Below are 14,013 nucleotides of genomic sequence, written 5' to 3'. Positions count from 1 at the left end.
GTAATTTCTTTTATGCTTTATTGGCCAGTTGACCGCACGCGGCGTCGATGTCTTTCCCGCGACTGCGGCGCAGGCGCGCATTCACCCTGTGTTTGCCGAGGTATGCCATGAACTCGTCGGTAACTTCCGGCGAAGGTTTCTGGAACCGGGCATTATCGATCGGGTTGTACTCGATAATGTTGATCAGGTCTACCGGCACCTGGCGGTATATTTTGATCAGCTCGTCCGCATCCTGCACCGAGTCATTGAAGTCCTTGAAAAGGATGTATTCGAACGAGATCTCGTTTTGCGTGGCTTTGTAGAAGTAGTTCAGCGCCTCCACCAACACTTTCAGGTTGTTGGTTTCGTTGATGGGCATGATTTCGCTTCTTTTCCTGTCGTTGGCCGCATGAAGGCTCAGCGCGAGGTTGAACCGCACCTGGTCGTCGCCCAGCTGTTTGATCATCTTGGCCACCCCGGCGGTAGACACGGTGATGCGTTTGGGGCTCATGGCGAGGCCTTCCGGGGAGGTGATGCGCTCGATCGACTGCAGCACGTTCTTATAGTTGAGCAGGGGCTCGCCCATCCCCATGTACACGATATTGGTGAGTTTTTTACCGGATTGTTCGAGGGCCTGTTTGTTGATCAGGGCCACTTCGTCGAAGATTTCGTCGAAATCCAGGTTGCGTTTACGGTCCATATACCCGGTGGCGCAGAACTTGCAGCTGAGGCTGCAGCCCACCTGCGAGGAAACGCAGGCCGTTTGCCGGGTGGCGGTAGGGATCAGGACCCCTTCTACCAGGTGCCCGTCGTGGAGGCGGAAACGGCTTTTGATGGTGCCGTCGGTGCTTTGCTGGGTGGTGTCCACTTTGATGGAGGGCAGGGTGAACCTTTCTTCCAGGGCAGCGCGCAAAGGCTTGCTCAGGTTGGTCATGGATTCAAAATCCGGGGCCTGCTTCAGCCACAGCCACTCGTACACCTGCTTGGCCCGGAACGGTTTCTCGCCCATTTCCGCAAATACTTCCTGTACCTGGGAAAGGCTCAAATGCCGTATGTTCTGCTTCTTCATCATCCCGCAAAGGTACGTCCATATTTCGGATTTGGCAGGGGGCGGCGGGAGGTAATGCCGAATAGTTGCAATAAATTCGCAACTTTAACAAAACACCACATGCAAGCAGCTTACATTACCGATGCCGTAAGAAGTCCTATTGGCCGCTATGGTGGCGCATTGCGAACCGTCCGGCCCGACGATCTGCTGGCCCTGATGCTCCGTTCCCTGTTAAAACGCAGCCCCTCCCTCGACCCTTCGGCCGTGGAGGACGTGATTGCCGGGGCTACCAACCAGGCAGGGGAGGATAACCGCGATGTGGCCCGGATGGCCGTGCTGCTGGCCGGCCTGCCCGTATCGGTAGCGGGCAATACGGTGAACCGCCTTTGCGCGTCCGGCCTCCAGGCCATCATGGACGCCGCCCGGGCCGTGATGTGCGGGGAAGGCGACGTGTACATGGCCGGCGGGGTGGAAAGCATGACCCGCGCCCCCCTGGTGATGCCCAAGGCCGACGGCGCCTTCAGCCGTAAAACAGAAATCTACGATTCCACCATAGGCTGGCGTTTCACCAACGAAAAGCTGGCCGCCCTGTATTATCCCTTTTCCATGGGCGAAACGGCCGAAAACGTGGCCCGGGAGTGGAAGATCGGCCGGGAAGACCAGGACCGGTTCGCCTTCGACAGCCAGCGCAAGTACAAACAGGCGCTGGGGGCGGGTATCTGGCAGGATGAGATCATCCCCGTGGAGATCACCCCCAACAAGGAAGAGCAGGTGGTGTTCTCCAAAGACGAACATCCCCGTGAAACCACCCTCGAAAAGCTGGCCGGGCTCAAACCCGCCTTCGCCAAAGACGGTACGGTCACCGCCGGAAATTCCTCCGGCATCAACGATGGCGCGTCCGCCGTGCTGGTGGTGTCTGAAAGCGCGCTGAAACGTTTCAACCTGCAGCCCATCGCCCGGATAAGCGCCATGGCCGTGGCCGGGGTAGATCCCGCCATCATGGGCATCGGGCCCGTTCCCGCCACCGCCAAAGCGCTCAAACGGGCCGGCCTGCGGGTAACCGACCTGGACGTCATCGAGCTCAACGAGGCCTTCGCCTCCCAGTCGCTCGCCTGCATCCGCGAGCTGGGCCTCAACCCGGAGAAGATCAACTTCAACGGCGGCTCCATCGCCATCGGCCACCCGCTGGGTTGTAGCGGCGCCCGCATCACCACCACCCTGCTGCACGAAATGAAACGCCGTGCCGGCGCCCGTTACGGGCTGGCCACCATGTGCGTGGGCGTGGGCCAGGGAGCGGCCATCGTGTTCGAGAGGATGTAGCCGGTTCCGGTGTTGAAGGAACCTCGTCATTGAGCAATACTTTTCATCCATATCGCTGCCGATTTTGCCGCAGGAAGCCCGATCTTTGCAGCACTGTCATGAAAAAATCCGGCTTCGCCCTTGGGTTTGCCATGGCCCTCATTGGGGCTATGATGTTTTCCGCCAAGGCCATCTACGTCAAACTCATATACCGTTCGGAATCCATCGACGCCATCTCCATGCTGGCATTACGGATGCTGTTTTCCCTGCCTTTTTACCTCGTTACCGCCTGGGTGCTGGCGCGCCGGCCGGACAATGTGAAGCTCACCGCCCGCCAGTGGGGCATCATCGCCGTACTGGGCCTGCTGGGGTATTACATGAGCAGCCTGCTCGATTTCATGGGCCTGGCCTACATTTCCGCCGGCCTGGAGCGGCTCATCCTCTTCCTGTACCCCACCTTCGCGCTGCTGATCGGCGCCGTGGCCTTCCGCCGAAAAATTACCCGCACCCAAAAACTGGCTTTGGCTATCGCTTACGCGGGCATGCTCGTGGCTTTTCTCGGGGATGTACAGCAGGAATGGGGCGCGTCCGTGGTGACCGGCAGCCTGCTGGTGCTTGGCTGTGCGCTCACCTATGCCTTTTACATCGTGGGCGGCGGGGAGATCATCCCGAAAGTGGGATCCATGAAATTTACGGCCTATGCCCTCGTGTTCTCGTCTACCGGGGTGTTTACCCAATACCTGCTGAAACACTGGGTGCAGCCGCAGCAGTTTTCCGGGCATACCTACTGGCTCTGTTTCCAGATGGCCATCATTTCCACGGTTATCCCCACTTTCCTGACCAGCGAGGGCATCCGCAAGATCGGTTCCGGCAATACCGCCATCATTACCAGCGTGGGGCCGGTGGCCACCATCGTGCAGGCTTACATCTTCCTGGGAGAGCCCATTACCTGGCAGCAGCTGCTGGGTACGGCGCTGGTGCTGGCGGGCATATTGCTGATCGGTAAAAAAGGGAAAACGACGCCCGCAAACCCTTCACCAGACAAGTAATTCAAAAAACGGCCCGCGCCGGCAGGGCGTTTGGTGGGTGTTCAACGAACCTCCAACGAAGGACCAACGAACCTTCAACGAAGGATGAGATTTGCGGTGATCCTTCGTTGATCACCCAGGGAAGCTTCGTTCATCCTTCGTTCGGGACGGGGGAACGGCACGCTGGGCGGCCGTGACCGGAAGCCTTCAGCCAGGAGAAACATCCTGACGGGCGGGGTGTCTATCATGACCGGAAAACCTTTCATTCGGGACGGTAAGCCTGGTACGTCCCGGGGAGCGGGCAGGGCGATAGCGACCAGAAACCTTCATCCGGAACGGTAAACCCGGCTGCATTCTGAAGAACCCGAGCAGGTCGTAAAAACGGTAAAAGATTTTGTTAGGAGGGAAAGAGCATCGCCGGGGCAAGGCTGCCGGCGGTAAACAGGGAAAGCCGTTCAAAAAGGGCGAAGGGCCGGAATTCCTGATGGGCATAAAAAAAACGAGCGGTAGACATACATCGTACCGCCCGTTTATGGCAAGCAAAAAAGGGTACTCACAAACAAATCTGCTTCTCCGTCATCATCTTCCGGAGATTGATCAGGCCATAGCGCATACGGCCCAATGCAGTATTGATGCTCACATTTGTGAGGTCGGCAATTTCCTTGAAGCTCAGTTCCGCATAGTGCCGGAGGATGATCACCTCGCGCTGCTCTTCGGGCAGCATATCCAGCATCCTGCGCACGCTGTCGTGGCTCTGCCGGGTCATCATCTTTTCCTCCGCGCTCGGCTCGCTGAAGCCCAGTACATTGAAAATATCTTTGTCGTCGCTCGTTTTGATCACCGGCGTACGTTTGATCTTCCTGAAATGGTCTACACAAAGGTTATGCGCGATGCGCATGGCCCAGGGAAGAAACTTTCCTTTCTCGGTGTAACGTTCGGCACGGATAGTATCGATGATCTTGATGAAAGTATCCTGGAAGATATCCTCAGCGAGAAAGGCGTCTTTTACGAGCAATACGATGGAAGTATAGAGTTTATCTTTGTGGCGGTAAACCAGCTCTTCCAGGGCAGAAGCGTGCCCCTTTTTGAACAGTGTGATCAGTTGTTCATCATTCAGTTTGTACATTACTTGCATATACGACTACCAATAACGGTTAGTAAATAGTACGGACTTAACAGTCAGTAGGTTGTGTGATAGCGTAAAGTTTTACTATAATGTACAGTTTTAATGTTTAGAATATCAACCGAGAATTCAAGGTATAAGATGTCGGTTATTGCAAATATAACGGAATACTTCAATAAAACAACACCCCCCGGTAAAATTGCTACTAAAGAGGTACGAGGCGGCTGGCACGGCGGTTTGCCGGCGACCGCACCATAACACGAAATTAACAAAAGGGGCCCCGTGCGGCTTCCGGAAATGGGGATATTTATACCCCCTCAGAACTGCTCCCGAATCCTTAAATTTGTGTTTCTATGTGCGCAAAAGTAAAAACCAAGGAAGTAACCGTTGAACGTGAACCAGTTAGCACTTCGGACCATATCTTTATCAAAGGGGCCCGGGTACATAACCTCAAAAACGTCAGCGTTTCAATACCCAGAAATAAATTAGTGGTGGTAACCGGCGTCAGCGGCTCCGGCAAGAGCAGCCTGACCATGGATACCCTCTACGCCGAAGGCCAGCGCCGCTATGCGGAAAGCCTCAGCGCCTACGCCCGCCAGTTCCTCATGCGGATGAACAAGCCGGAGGTGGACTATATCAAGGGCATCTGCCCGGCCATCGCCATCGAACAGAAGGTGATCACCCGTACGCCCCGCTCTACCGTAGGCTCCATGACGGAACTGTACGACTACCTGCGCCTGCTCTTCGCCCGCGCGGGGCAGACGTTCTCCCCCGTATCCGGCCAGCTGGTGAAAAAACATGAGGTGAGCGACGTGGTGGACGCCATCACCCGCCTGCCCAAAGGCAGCAAGGTGCAGATACTGGTGCCTTTCCGCCAGCACGCCAACCGCAAACCGGCCGAAGAGTTGGGCATCCTCATGCAGAAAGGTTTTTCCCGCCTGTACGTGAATGGCGCCCTGGTGCGGATAGAGGAGCTGCAGGAAGATAAAAATCCCAAAGTGCCGGCCGGGGCCCACGTGCTCATCGACCGCATCGTGGTGAAGGATTTTGAGGAAGACGACAAACACCGTATCGCGGACTCCATCCAGACGGCTTTTTACGAAAGCGAAGGCGACTGTTACCTGGAAGTGGACGGCGCCATTTCCCATCACTTTTCCAACCGCTTCGAGCTCGACGGCATCCAGTTCGAAGAGCCCGTGCCGAACCTGTTTTCCTTCAACAATCCCTACGGCGCCTGCCCTACCTGCGAAGGTTTCGGCCAGGTGCTGGGCATCGACGCGGACCTGGTGATACCGGACCGGCGGCTGAGCGTGTTCGAAGGGGCCATTGCGCCCTGGCGCGGTGAAAAGATGGGCGAATACAAGGAAGCGCTGATCAAAAGCGCCCGGAAATTCAACTTCCCGGTGCATAAACCCGTGGCCGACCTTACGGACGAACAGCTGAAGCTGCTGTGGACCGGCAACGAACATTTTTACGGGCTGAACGAGTTTTTCAAAATGGTGGAGCAGAACCTCTACAAAGTGCAGTACCGGGTGATGCAGGCCCGCTACCGCGGCCGCACCGTTTGCCCTACCTGCAACGGCGCCCGCCTCCGCAAGGAAGCCACCTATGTGAAAGTAGGCGGCATGGGCATTGCGGAACTGGTGGACATGCCGGTGGAAAACCTGAAAGCATGGTTCGATAACCTGACGCTGAACGAATACCAGCAACAGGTGTCCAAAAGGATACTCATCGAAATCAATCACCGCCTGAAAACTCTGCTGGACGTAGGTTTGAGCTATCTCACCCTCAACCGTGTGGCCAATACCCTCAGCGGCGGCGAAAGCCAGCGCATCCAGCTAACCCGCACCCTGGGCAGCAACCTCACCAACTCCCTTTATATCCTCGACGAGCCGAGCATCGGCCTGCATGCGCGCGACACCAACCGCCTCATCAGGGTGCTGCACGAACTGCGCGACCTCGGTAACACCGTGGTGGTGGTGGAGCACGATGAACAGCTCATGGAAAAAGCGGATTACATCATCGACATGGGCCCCCTAGCCAGTCATCTCGGCGGCGAGGTGATCTTCGCCGGCACCTATCCCGAAATTCTCACCGACGGCAAAAGCCTCACAGGCAAATACCTCAGCGGCAACATGCGCGTGGAGCCGCCCGCCCGCACCCGCAAATGGAAACGCTCCATCGTGCTGGAAGGCTGCCGGCAGAACAATCTGAAGAACATTGACGTGGAGTTTCCCCTCGGCATCCTCACCGTGGTAAGCGGTGTGTCCGGCTCCGGGAAAACCACCCTCATCAAACAGATACTCTACCCCGCGCTGATGAAGCTAAAAGGGGAGTTCACCGATAAAGTGGGCCACCACCGCCTCATGAAAGGAGACGTGGATTATGTGACGCAGATCGAGATGATTGACCAGAACCCGATCGGCAAATCATCGCGCTCCAACCCGGTCACCTACATCAAGGCGTACGACGAGATCCGCGACCTGTTTTCCAAACAGCCCCTCAGCAAAATGCGCGGCTTCCAGCCCAAACATTTTTCGTTCAACGTAGACGGCGGCCGTTGCGATACCTGCAAAGGCGAAGGCGAAGTGATCGTGGAAATGCAGTTCCTCGCAGACGTGCACCTGACCTGCGAAACCTGCGGCGGCAAACGTTTTAAAGACGAAGTGCTGGAAGTGACCTATAAGGGCAAAAATATTTACGACATCCTGGAAATGGGCGTGGACGAAGCCATCGAGTTTTTCAAAGATGAAAAGGAAGTGGTGAACAGGATACGCCCCCTCAGCGATGTGGGATTGGGATATGTGAAACTGGGGCAGTCGTCCGACACACTTTCCGGCGGCGAAGCGCAGCGTGTGAAACTCGCGTCGTTCCTCGGCAAAGGAAAAGCGCAGGGGCACATTTTGTTTATCTTCGACGAGCCCACCACCGGCCTTCATTTTCACGACATCAAAAAACTGCTGGCGTCTTTTAACGCGTTAATCGAACAGGGCCACAGCGTGCTGGTGATCGAACATAACCTCGACGTGATCCGCTCCGCGGACTGGGCGATCGATCTCGGGCCGGAAGGCGGCGAAGGCGGCGGAAGCCTGCTCTACGCGGGCGTTCCGGAAGGATTGAAAAAAGTAAAGGAAAGTTATACCGGGAAGTTTTTATAACGGTACTTCAGGAGCTTATATAAAAGCGGATGTTTCCCTCCGGCAGGGGCATCCGCTTTTTTTGCTCCTGCCTGCCGCAGATGGTGTGTATACAAAAAGAGGATGCCCCACTTCGGCAGGACATCCTCTTTTTTTATGCGGTTTCCATCGCGCTTACCGCAGGCGGTCGAGCGACTTGATGAGCTTTTCGTCTTTATAAATACCGCGGGCCGCCAGAAACAGGCATACCACCATCACTACCGGTAAAAAGGCCGGCAGCAGGAAAGTGGCCTGTACGATCACCGCGCCTTCGCTCTGGAGGAGATTGGCCTTGTCCTGCACCTTGAAATAGATCAGCAGGAGCACGGCAATGGCCAGGAAAATGTTCAGGACGGTGAGGCGGAACTGGAGTTTGCGTTTTTTGTAGAGGAAGATGGTCACCAGCGCCAGGATGGTGCTGACCATCAGCACGATAAATATCAGATAGCTGGAGGTAGCGTTGAAATAGTCTTCGCTGGCCACGTTCCCTTTCGTGAGTTTGGCCTTCCACAGGTTGAAGTTGCCCATGAAGCCCCCGGCGATGGCGGCCAGCAATAAAAACAGGCTTTGGATACGTTGTATCATGATATTTGTAAATGTTTAACAGCGTAAAAGTAAATAATTATTGCGAACCTGCACGAACGTATTAGCCCCCGTTCCTCCGATACTTCGTATATTGCACGCCCAATAACAATCTTTATGGCCAAAAAACTGAATAAGCAGGATGCACTGGATTACCATGCGAAAGGCAGACCCGGTAAGATAGAAGTCATACCCACGAAAGACACCAAAACCCAATGGGATCTTTCGCTGGCCTACTCTCCCGGGGTGGCCGAGCCTTGCAAGGAAATAGCGCGGGATGTTGAAAATGTGTATAAATATACTGCCAAAGGTAACCTCGTAGCGGTGATCAGCAACGGCACGGCCGTGCTGGGCCTGGGCGACATCGGTCCCGAGGCCGGCAAGCCCGTGATGGAAGGGAAGGGCGTACTGTTCAAAATATTCGCGGATATAGACGTATTTGATATCGAGCTCAGCAGCAAGACCGTAGACGAATTCGTGCAGGTGGTGAAGGCCATGGAACCTACTTTCGGCGGCATCAACCTCGAAGACATCAAAAGCCCCGAGTGTTTCGCCATCGAAGAAAGGCTGCGCAAGGAGCTGAAAATACCCGTGATGCACGACGATCAGCACGGCACCGCCATCATCTCCAGCGCCGCCCTGCTGAACGCATTGGAGCTGGTAAAAAAGAAAATAGAAAAAGTGAAGTTCGTGGTGAACGGCGCCGGCGCCGCCGCCATGGCCTGCGTGCGGCTGTACGTGTCGCTCGGCGCCAAACCCGAGAACTTTATCATGTTCGATAAAGACGGGGTGCTGAACAAACAGCGGGCAGACCTCGATGAGATGAAACAGGTGTTCGCTACCACATCCAAAGCCACCAGCCTCACCGAGGCCCTCAAAGGCGCCGATGTGTTCGTGGGGCTGTCTGTCGGCAACGTGGTAACCGCCGAAATGGTCAAAAGCATGGCGAAACATCCCATCGTGTTCGCGATGGCCAACCCCGATCCGGAAATTCCCTGGGACATGGCGGTGGGCGCGCGCAAAGACGTGATCATGGCCACCGGCCGCTCCGATTATCCCAACCAGGTGAACAACGTACTGGGCTTCCCGTACATCTTCCGCGGCGCGCTCGACGTGCGGGCCACGCAGATCAACGAAGCCATGAAACTGGCCGCTGTGCATGCGCTGGCCGACCTTGCCAAGTCGCCCGTGCCCGATATCGTGAACCTTGCTTACAACGAGCGTAACCTGGTATTCGGCCCCAACTATATCATTCCCAAACCGCTCGACCCGCGCCTGCTCAGCACCGTAGCGCCCGCAGTGGCCAAAGCGGCGATGGACAGCGGCGTGGCGCAGGCGCCCATTACAGACTGGGATGCCTACCGCGAAGTGCTCAACAACCGCCTCGGCCTCGATAACCAGCTGTTCCGCGTGATCGGCTCCAAAGCCCGCAAAGACCCGCGCCGCGTGGTATTCGCGGAGGCCGACAATATCAAGATCCTCAAGGCCGCCCAGGTGGTGAACGACGAAGGCATCGCCATCCCCATCCTGCTCGGCAACGAAAAACGCATCCGTTCGCTCATGGCCGAAAACAGCATCGACATCGACGACGTGCAGATCGTGGACCCGAAGAGCGACGAAATGAGCGAAACCCGTCACCGCTTCGGCGAACTGTTTTTCCAGAAACGCCAGCGCAAAGGTTTCAACCTGTATGAAGCCAAAAAGATCATGCGCGAGCGTAACTACTTCGGCTGTATGATGGTGGAAACCGGCCAGGCCGATGCGCTCATCTCCGGCCTCACCCGCAAATACCCCGATACCATCCGGCCTGCCCTGCAGGTGATCGGGATGGAAGAAGGCGCCAAGCGGGTGGCTGGTATGTATATCATCAATACCAAGCGCGGCCCGCTGTTCCTCGCCGATACCACCGTCAACTTCAATCCCACCGCGGAAGAGCTGGCGGATATCACCATGCTGGTAGCCAAAGAAGTGCGCCAGTTCAACATCACGCCCCGCATCGCCATGCTGTCGTATTCCAACTTCGGATCCAGCCCCACCCCGGAAGCGCAGACCATGAGCCGCGCCCGCGAGCTGGTGAAAAAAATGGATCCCACGCTGACCGTAGACGGCGAGATCCAGGCGGCGATGGCTTTCAACAAAGAGATCCTGAAAGATAACTACCCCTTCTCCGAGCTGATCGGCGAAGATGTGAACACCCTCATCTTCCCCAACCTGGCCGCCGGTAACGTGGCGTACAACCTGCTGCAGGAAGTGGCCGGCTTCGACGCCATCGGCCCCATCCTGCTCGGCATGAAAAAACCCGTGCACATCCTGCAGCTCGGCTCCACCGTGCGGCAGATCGTGAACGTGGTGCTGATTGCCGTGGTGGACGCGCAGACGAAGTGCTGCAAGGCGGAGGACGCGAAGAGCGGAAAGAAGAAATAATGAATACGGGGCGGCGCTCCCTGTGTCGCCCTTTTAAAACACCCTGTTACCATGAAAAAGACCATCGTAGTCCTCCTCATTTTTATCGGCTGTACATTCGCCGCATCGGCCCAGTCCATGGCCAAAGCAGAAAGCGTTAAAGAACTGGCGGCGCTCACCGGCATGCGCCAGCTGATGGTGCAGATGATGGATCAGCTTTTTGCACAGTTCAAAGCCCAGATGCCGGACGTTGGTGATACCGCCTGGGCAGAGATGAGAAAAGAAATAGTGGTGGATGAGCTGCTCGAGATGATGGTGCCTGTTTATCAAAAGAATTTCTCCGAGGAAGAGATGCGGGAGATGATCGGGTTTTACAAAACGCCACTCGGTCAGAAAATGATCCAGCGTTTGCCGTCAGTGATGCGCGAAGCGGGAGAAATGGGTAACGTGTGGGGACAGAACACCGCGAAGCGGATGCTCAAGCGGCTGAAGGAAAAAGGACTTATCAAGGAGTAGTGACCCGGGAGAAATGGTGCCGTCTAATGATCGCCCGGCATTCAGGCTGTTCGGATAATATCGGCGGCATGTTACCTGTTTGTATGGCATCGTTGCGAATTAAGGCGTAGTGCAGGATGTCCCCGTTGTTTTTTTATTTATTTTACAGTCTCAACGGAACACATTCGAAATGCAGTCCATCTCCCGGAAAAAGATATTCTTCCCGCTCAACCCGGCCTTCAGGAATTACCTGAAAATGTACGGGCGCGAGGTGCAGCTGCCCGTGTCGTACGAAGAGCTGAAGTATTACGAATACGGCATTCCGCTGTACGACAAGGCCGGGAAAGACACCCTGTGGGAATCGGTGCTGTACCCGCAGAGCATGACGCCTGCGCTGCACGCCGGGCTCAAGCGCATCTATTCCATCATGAAGGCGGGCGGCGACCAGGGGGCCGAAGAGCACCTGCACATCGAGCGCATCGACTATTGCACCTTCGGCAATTCCCATCCTTTCCGCATCAAGATCGTCAATAACTACAACGAGGTGTACGACTATTTTTATATCAAGATAGCCGACGCCTCGCGCATATATGGCCTCGAACTGGAGCATATCCTGTCGCCTTACTGGATGAACTTCCTCGTAGACGGCAACACGCTCGTGGAGGAGCACATCGCCGGGGTGCCCGGCGACCAGTTCGCCAAAGACTACCTCCACCGGCCGGAATTCAACCCGAAGCGTATCGCCAAGGAGTTCGTGAAGTTCAACGAACGCTGCTTTGTGCGCCTGCTGGGCGACATGCGGTCGTACAATTTCATCTTCGACATCACGCCCGACTTCGACGATGTGCAGTTCCGCATCCGGGCCATCGACTTCGACCAGCAGTTTTACGAAGGCAAGAAAACCCTCTACATGCCGCAGTTTTTCAAGGAGAACCGCGTGTTCGTGGAGCTGGCCATGAAACACCTCAATGCCGAGGTGGTGAAGCAGTACCAGCAGGAAGAGCGTTCCCTGATCGCCCGCCGCATCAAGGCGCAGCGGCATCGTATCAAAGACCTGCGCGATGTTATCATGACCGACCGGGTTTCTTTCCCTGAAAAGATCAGCCAGCTGGGCGAGGAACTGGCCCAGCATTATCATGATCCTGTATTTGCCCGCTGCCGCACCATGGGCGAGATCATCGAGCGCAGCCTGAAGCGCCTTCTGGTGAACAGCTTGCGATAAATAACCCTTTGGCTGGCCCACGAATTGTTTTTCAGACTATCTTTGACAGGTTATGGAGTTCAAATTGTTTTACCATTTCGGCAGGTTCCTGCTGATGTTGAAAGGGATGTTCTCCCGGCCGGAGAACTTCAGGATGTACTGGAAGGAATTTATGCATCAGTGTGTGGAGATCGGCATCGGGTCGCTCGGCATCGTAGTGATCATCTCCCTGTTCCTGGGTGCGGTAACCACCGTACAAACGGCTTACCAGCTGGTGAGCGGCCTCATCCCCAAAACCGTGATCGCCCAGGTGGTGCGGGACACCATCGTCATCGAACTGGCCCCCACCATGGTCTGTATCGTACTGGGCGGGGTAGTAGGTTCCAAGATCGCCTCCGAGCTGGGCAACATGCGCATTTCCGAACAGATAGACGCGCAGGAGATCATGGGCATCAATACCAAAGCGTATCTCATCCTTCCCAAAATACTGGCGGCCATGCTCACGATTCCGGCACTGGTGGTGATTGCGGCCTTCCTCGGTATTTACGGCGGCCTCGAGGCCGGCAAGCTCAGCGGCATCATCTCGCACGATCAGTTCATGGAGGGCCTGCGCGCTTCCTTTGACGGCTATAATGTGTTTTTTGCCCTCAGTAAAGCGTATACGTATTCCTTCATCATATCCAGCATACCGGCCTATTACGGCTACAACGTAACCGGCGGCGCGCTGGAAATAGGACGGGCCAGTACAACTGCCGTGGTGGTGAGCTGCGTGCTGATCCTTTTTGCCGACTATGTGCTGGCGGCCATTTTGCTCTAATGTTCAACTTTCGAAGACTGAGTTATGATTGAATTGAAAAACATCCGGAAAAGCTTTGGAGAAAAGGAAATCCTGAAAGACGTGTCTGCGAAAATGGAAGCCGGTAAAACAAACCTCATCATCGGCGCCAGCGGCAGCGGCAAAACCGTGCTCATGAAATGCATGGTGGGCCTCATGCAGGTAGACAGCGGGCAGGTGCTGTACAACAACGAAGACTTCACCGCCATGGACGATAAGGAAAAGAAACCCATCCGCCAGGCGATCGGCATGCTGTTCCAGGGCTCCGCCCTGTTCGACAGTATGACCGTGGAGCAGAACGTGATGTTCCCCCTCGATATGTTTTCAGACAAGAGTTATAGAGACCGGAAAAAGCGGGTGCAGGAAGTGCTCGACCGTGTGCAGCTGAAAGACGCCAATAAAAAATACCCCGCCGAAATCAGCGGCGGGATGAAAAAGCGCGTGGGCATCGCCCGGGCCATCGTGCTCAATCCCAAATACCTGTTCGTAGACGAGCCCAACTCCGGCCTCGACCCGCAGACCTCCCTGGTGATCGATAAACTCATCAAAGACCTGACGCAGGATTACAAGATCACCACCGTGGTGAACACCCACGATATGAACACCGTGATGGAAAGCGGCGATCATATCATCTACATGCACGAGGGCAAAAAACAGTGGGAGGGGAGCAACGAAGACATCATTTTCTCCGACGACCAGCTGCTGAACGACTTCATTTTCGCCTCCGAGTTTTTCCAGGACATCAAGGAAATGCGGAAAATGGAGATGTTCCGCGACAAACAATGGCGGAAAAAAGCCGGGGGATCCTCATCAAATAGTTAATATTCCTCAACCGCCGGCAGTT

The 14,013-nt window shown here is 55.7% G+C and carries 11 protein-coding genes; 8 read left to right on the top strand and 3 right to left on the bottom strand.

The annotated features are described in order from the left end of the window. Positions 1-10: 10 nt before the first annotated feature. Entirely contained in the window at positions 11-1,051 is a 1,041-nt protein-coding gene (rlmN, locus tag EGT74_RS05495; protein ID WP_123845519.1) for a 23S rRNA (adenine(2503)-C(2))-methyltransferase RlmN, read from the bottom strand. A gap of 96 nt (positions 1,052-1,147) precedes the next feature. On the opposite strand from rlmN, the gene EGT74_RS05490 reads away from it, so the two are divergent. Together EGT74_RS05490 and EGT74_RS05485 are read left to right on the top strand one after the other, a co-directional pair. Continuing rightward, on the top strand, positions 1,148-2,347 hold the full coding sequence (locus EGT74_RS05490; RefSeq protein WP_123845518.1) for an acetyl-CoA C-acyltransferase: 1,200 nt from the start codon (positions 1,148-1,150) through the stop codon (positions 2,345-2,347). Between the two features lie 98 nt (positions 2,348-2,445). Continuing rightward, a complete protein-coding gene (locus EGT74_RS05485; protein ID WP_123845517.1) occupies positions 2,446-3,375 on the top strand; it encodes a DMT family transporter in 930 nt (309 codons plus the stop codon). A 532-nt stretch (positions 3,376-3,907) separates the two neighbouring features. Here the strand turns inward: EGT74_RS05485 and EGT74_RS05480 are convergent. Beyond that, on the bottom strand, positions 3,908-4,480 hold the full coding sequence (locus EGT74_RS05480) for an RNA polymerase sigma factor (RefSeq protein WP_123845516.1): 573 nt from the start codon (positions 4,478-4,480) through the stop codon (positions 3,908-3,910). 350 nt (positions 4,481-4,830) lie between these two features. On the opposite strand from EGT74_RS05480, the gene uvrA reads away from it, so the two are divergent. After that, positions 4,831-7,635, top strand: a complete 2,805-nt coding sequence (gene uvrA / locus EGT74_RS05475) for an excinuclease ABC subunit UvrA (protein WP_123845515.1) — start codon at positions 4,831-4,833, stop codon at positions 7,633-7,635. Between the two features lie 153 nt (positions 7,636-7,788). On the opposite strand, the gene EGT74_RS05470 is transcribed toward uvrA, so the two are convergent. Continuing rightward, complete coding sequence (locus EGT74_RS05470) at positions 7,789-8,238, bottom strand: DUF4293 domain-containing protein (RefSeq protein WP_123845514.1); 450 nt, start codon at positions 8,236-8,238, stop codon at positions 7,789-7,791. A 114-nt stretch (positions 8,239-8,352) separates the two neighbouring features. On the opposite strand from EGT74_RS05470, the gene EGT74_RS27440 reads away from it, so the two are divergent. The 5 genes from EGT74_RS27440 (at position 8,353) to EGT74_RS05445 (ending at position 13,991) form a co-directional block, all read left to right on the top strand. After that, a complete protein-coding gene (locus tag EGT74_RS27440) occupies positions 8,353-10,659 on the top strand; it encodes an NADP-dependent malic enzyme (RefSeq protein ID WP_123845513.1) in 2,307 nt (768 codons plus the stop codon). A 51-nt stretch (positions 10,660-10,710) separates the two neighbouring features. Then, complete coding sequence (locus EGT74_RS05460; RefSeq protein WP_123845512.1) at positions 10,711-11,154, top strand: DUF2059 domain-containing protein; 444 nt, start codon at positions 10,711-10,713, stop codon at positions 11,152-11,154. Positions 11,155-11,323: 169 nt separating this feature from the next. Next, entirely contained in the window at positions 11,324-12,355 is a 1,032-nt protein-coding gene (locus tag EGT74_RS05455; RefSeq protein ID WP_123845511.1) for a hypothetical protein, read from the top strand. Positions 12,356-12,407: 52 nt separating this feature from the next. Further along, a complete protein-coding gene (locus EGT74_RS05450; protein WP_123845510.1) occupies positions 12,408-13,151 on the top strand; it encodes an MlaE family ABC transporter permease in 744 nt (247 codons plus the stop codon). Between the two features lie 24 nt (positions 13,152-13,175). After that, the gene (locus EGT74_RS05445) at positions 13,176-13,991 is read left to right on the top strand and encodes an ABC transporter ATP-binding protein (RefSeq protein ID WP_123845509.1); all 816 of its coding nucleotides are present in this window, start codon (positions 13,176-13,178) and stop codon (positions 13,989-13,991) included. Positions 13,992-14,013 lie beyond the last annotated feature (22 nt).

The organism is Chitinophaga lutea, assembly GCF_003813775.1.
Taxonomy (GTDB): Bacteria; Bacteroidota; Bacteroidia; order Chitinophagales; family Chitinophagaceae; genus Chitinophaga; species Chitinophaga lutea.
Note: the sequence above shows the minus strand (reverse complement) of the source record. Positions and strands in the feature narration are given on the sequence as shown.

What these genes read in the sequence shown, in the direction of transcription:
- EGT74_RS05445 (WP_123845509.1), top strand. Translation starts at nt 13,176, where the DNA reads ATGATTGAATTGAAAAACATCCGGAAAAGCTTTGGAGAAAAGGAAATC.
- EGT74_RS05490 (WP_123845518.1), top strand. Translation starts at nt 1,148, where the DNA reads ATGCAAGCAGCTTACATTACCGATGCCGTAAGAAGTCCTATTGGCCGC.
- EGT74_RS05450 (WP_123845510.1), top strand. Translation starts at nt 12,408, where the DNA reads ATGGAGTTCAAATTGTTTTACCATTTCGGCAGGTTCCTGCTGATGTTG.
- EGT74_RS05470 (WP_123845514.1), bottom strand. Translation starts at nt 8,238, where the DNA reads ATGATACAACGTATCCAAAGCCTGTTTTTATTGCTGGCCGCCATCGCC.
- rlmN (WP_123845519.1), bottom strand. Translation starts at nt 1,051, where the DNA reads ATGATGAAGAAGCAGAACATACGGCATTTGAGCCTTTCCCAGGTACAG.
- EGT74_RS05485 (WP_123845517.1), top strand. Translation starts at nt 2,446, where the DNA reads ATGAAAAAATCCGGCTTCGCCCTTGGGTTTGCCATGGCCCTCATTGGG.
- EGT74_RS05460 (WP_123845512.1), top strand. Translation starts at nt 10,711, where the DNA reads ATGAAAAAGACCATCGTAGTCCTCCTCATTTTTATCGGCTGTACATTC.
- EGT74_RS27440 (WP_123845513.1), top strand. Translation starts at nt 8,353, where the DNA reads ATGGCCAAAAAACTGAATAAGCAGGATGCACTGGATTACCATGCGAAA.
- uvrA (WP_123845515.1), top strand. Translation starts at nt 4,831, where the DNA reads ATGTGCGCAAAAGTAAAAACCAAGGAAGTAACCGTTGAACGTGAACCA.
- EGT74_RS05480 (WP_123845516.1), bottom strand. Translation starts at nt 4,480, where the DNA reads ATGTACAAACTGAATGATGAACAACTGATCACACTGTTCAAAAAGGGG.
- EGT74_RS05455 (WP_123845511.1), top strand. Translation starts at nt 11,324, where the DNA reads ATGCAGTCCATCTCCCGGAAAAAGATATTCTTCCCGCTCAACCCGGCC.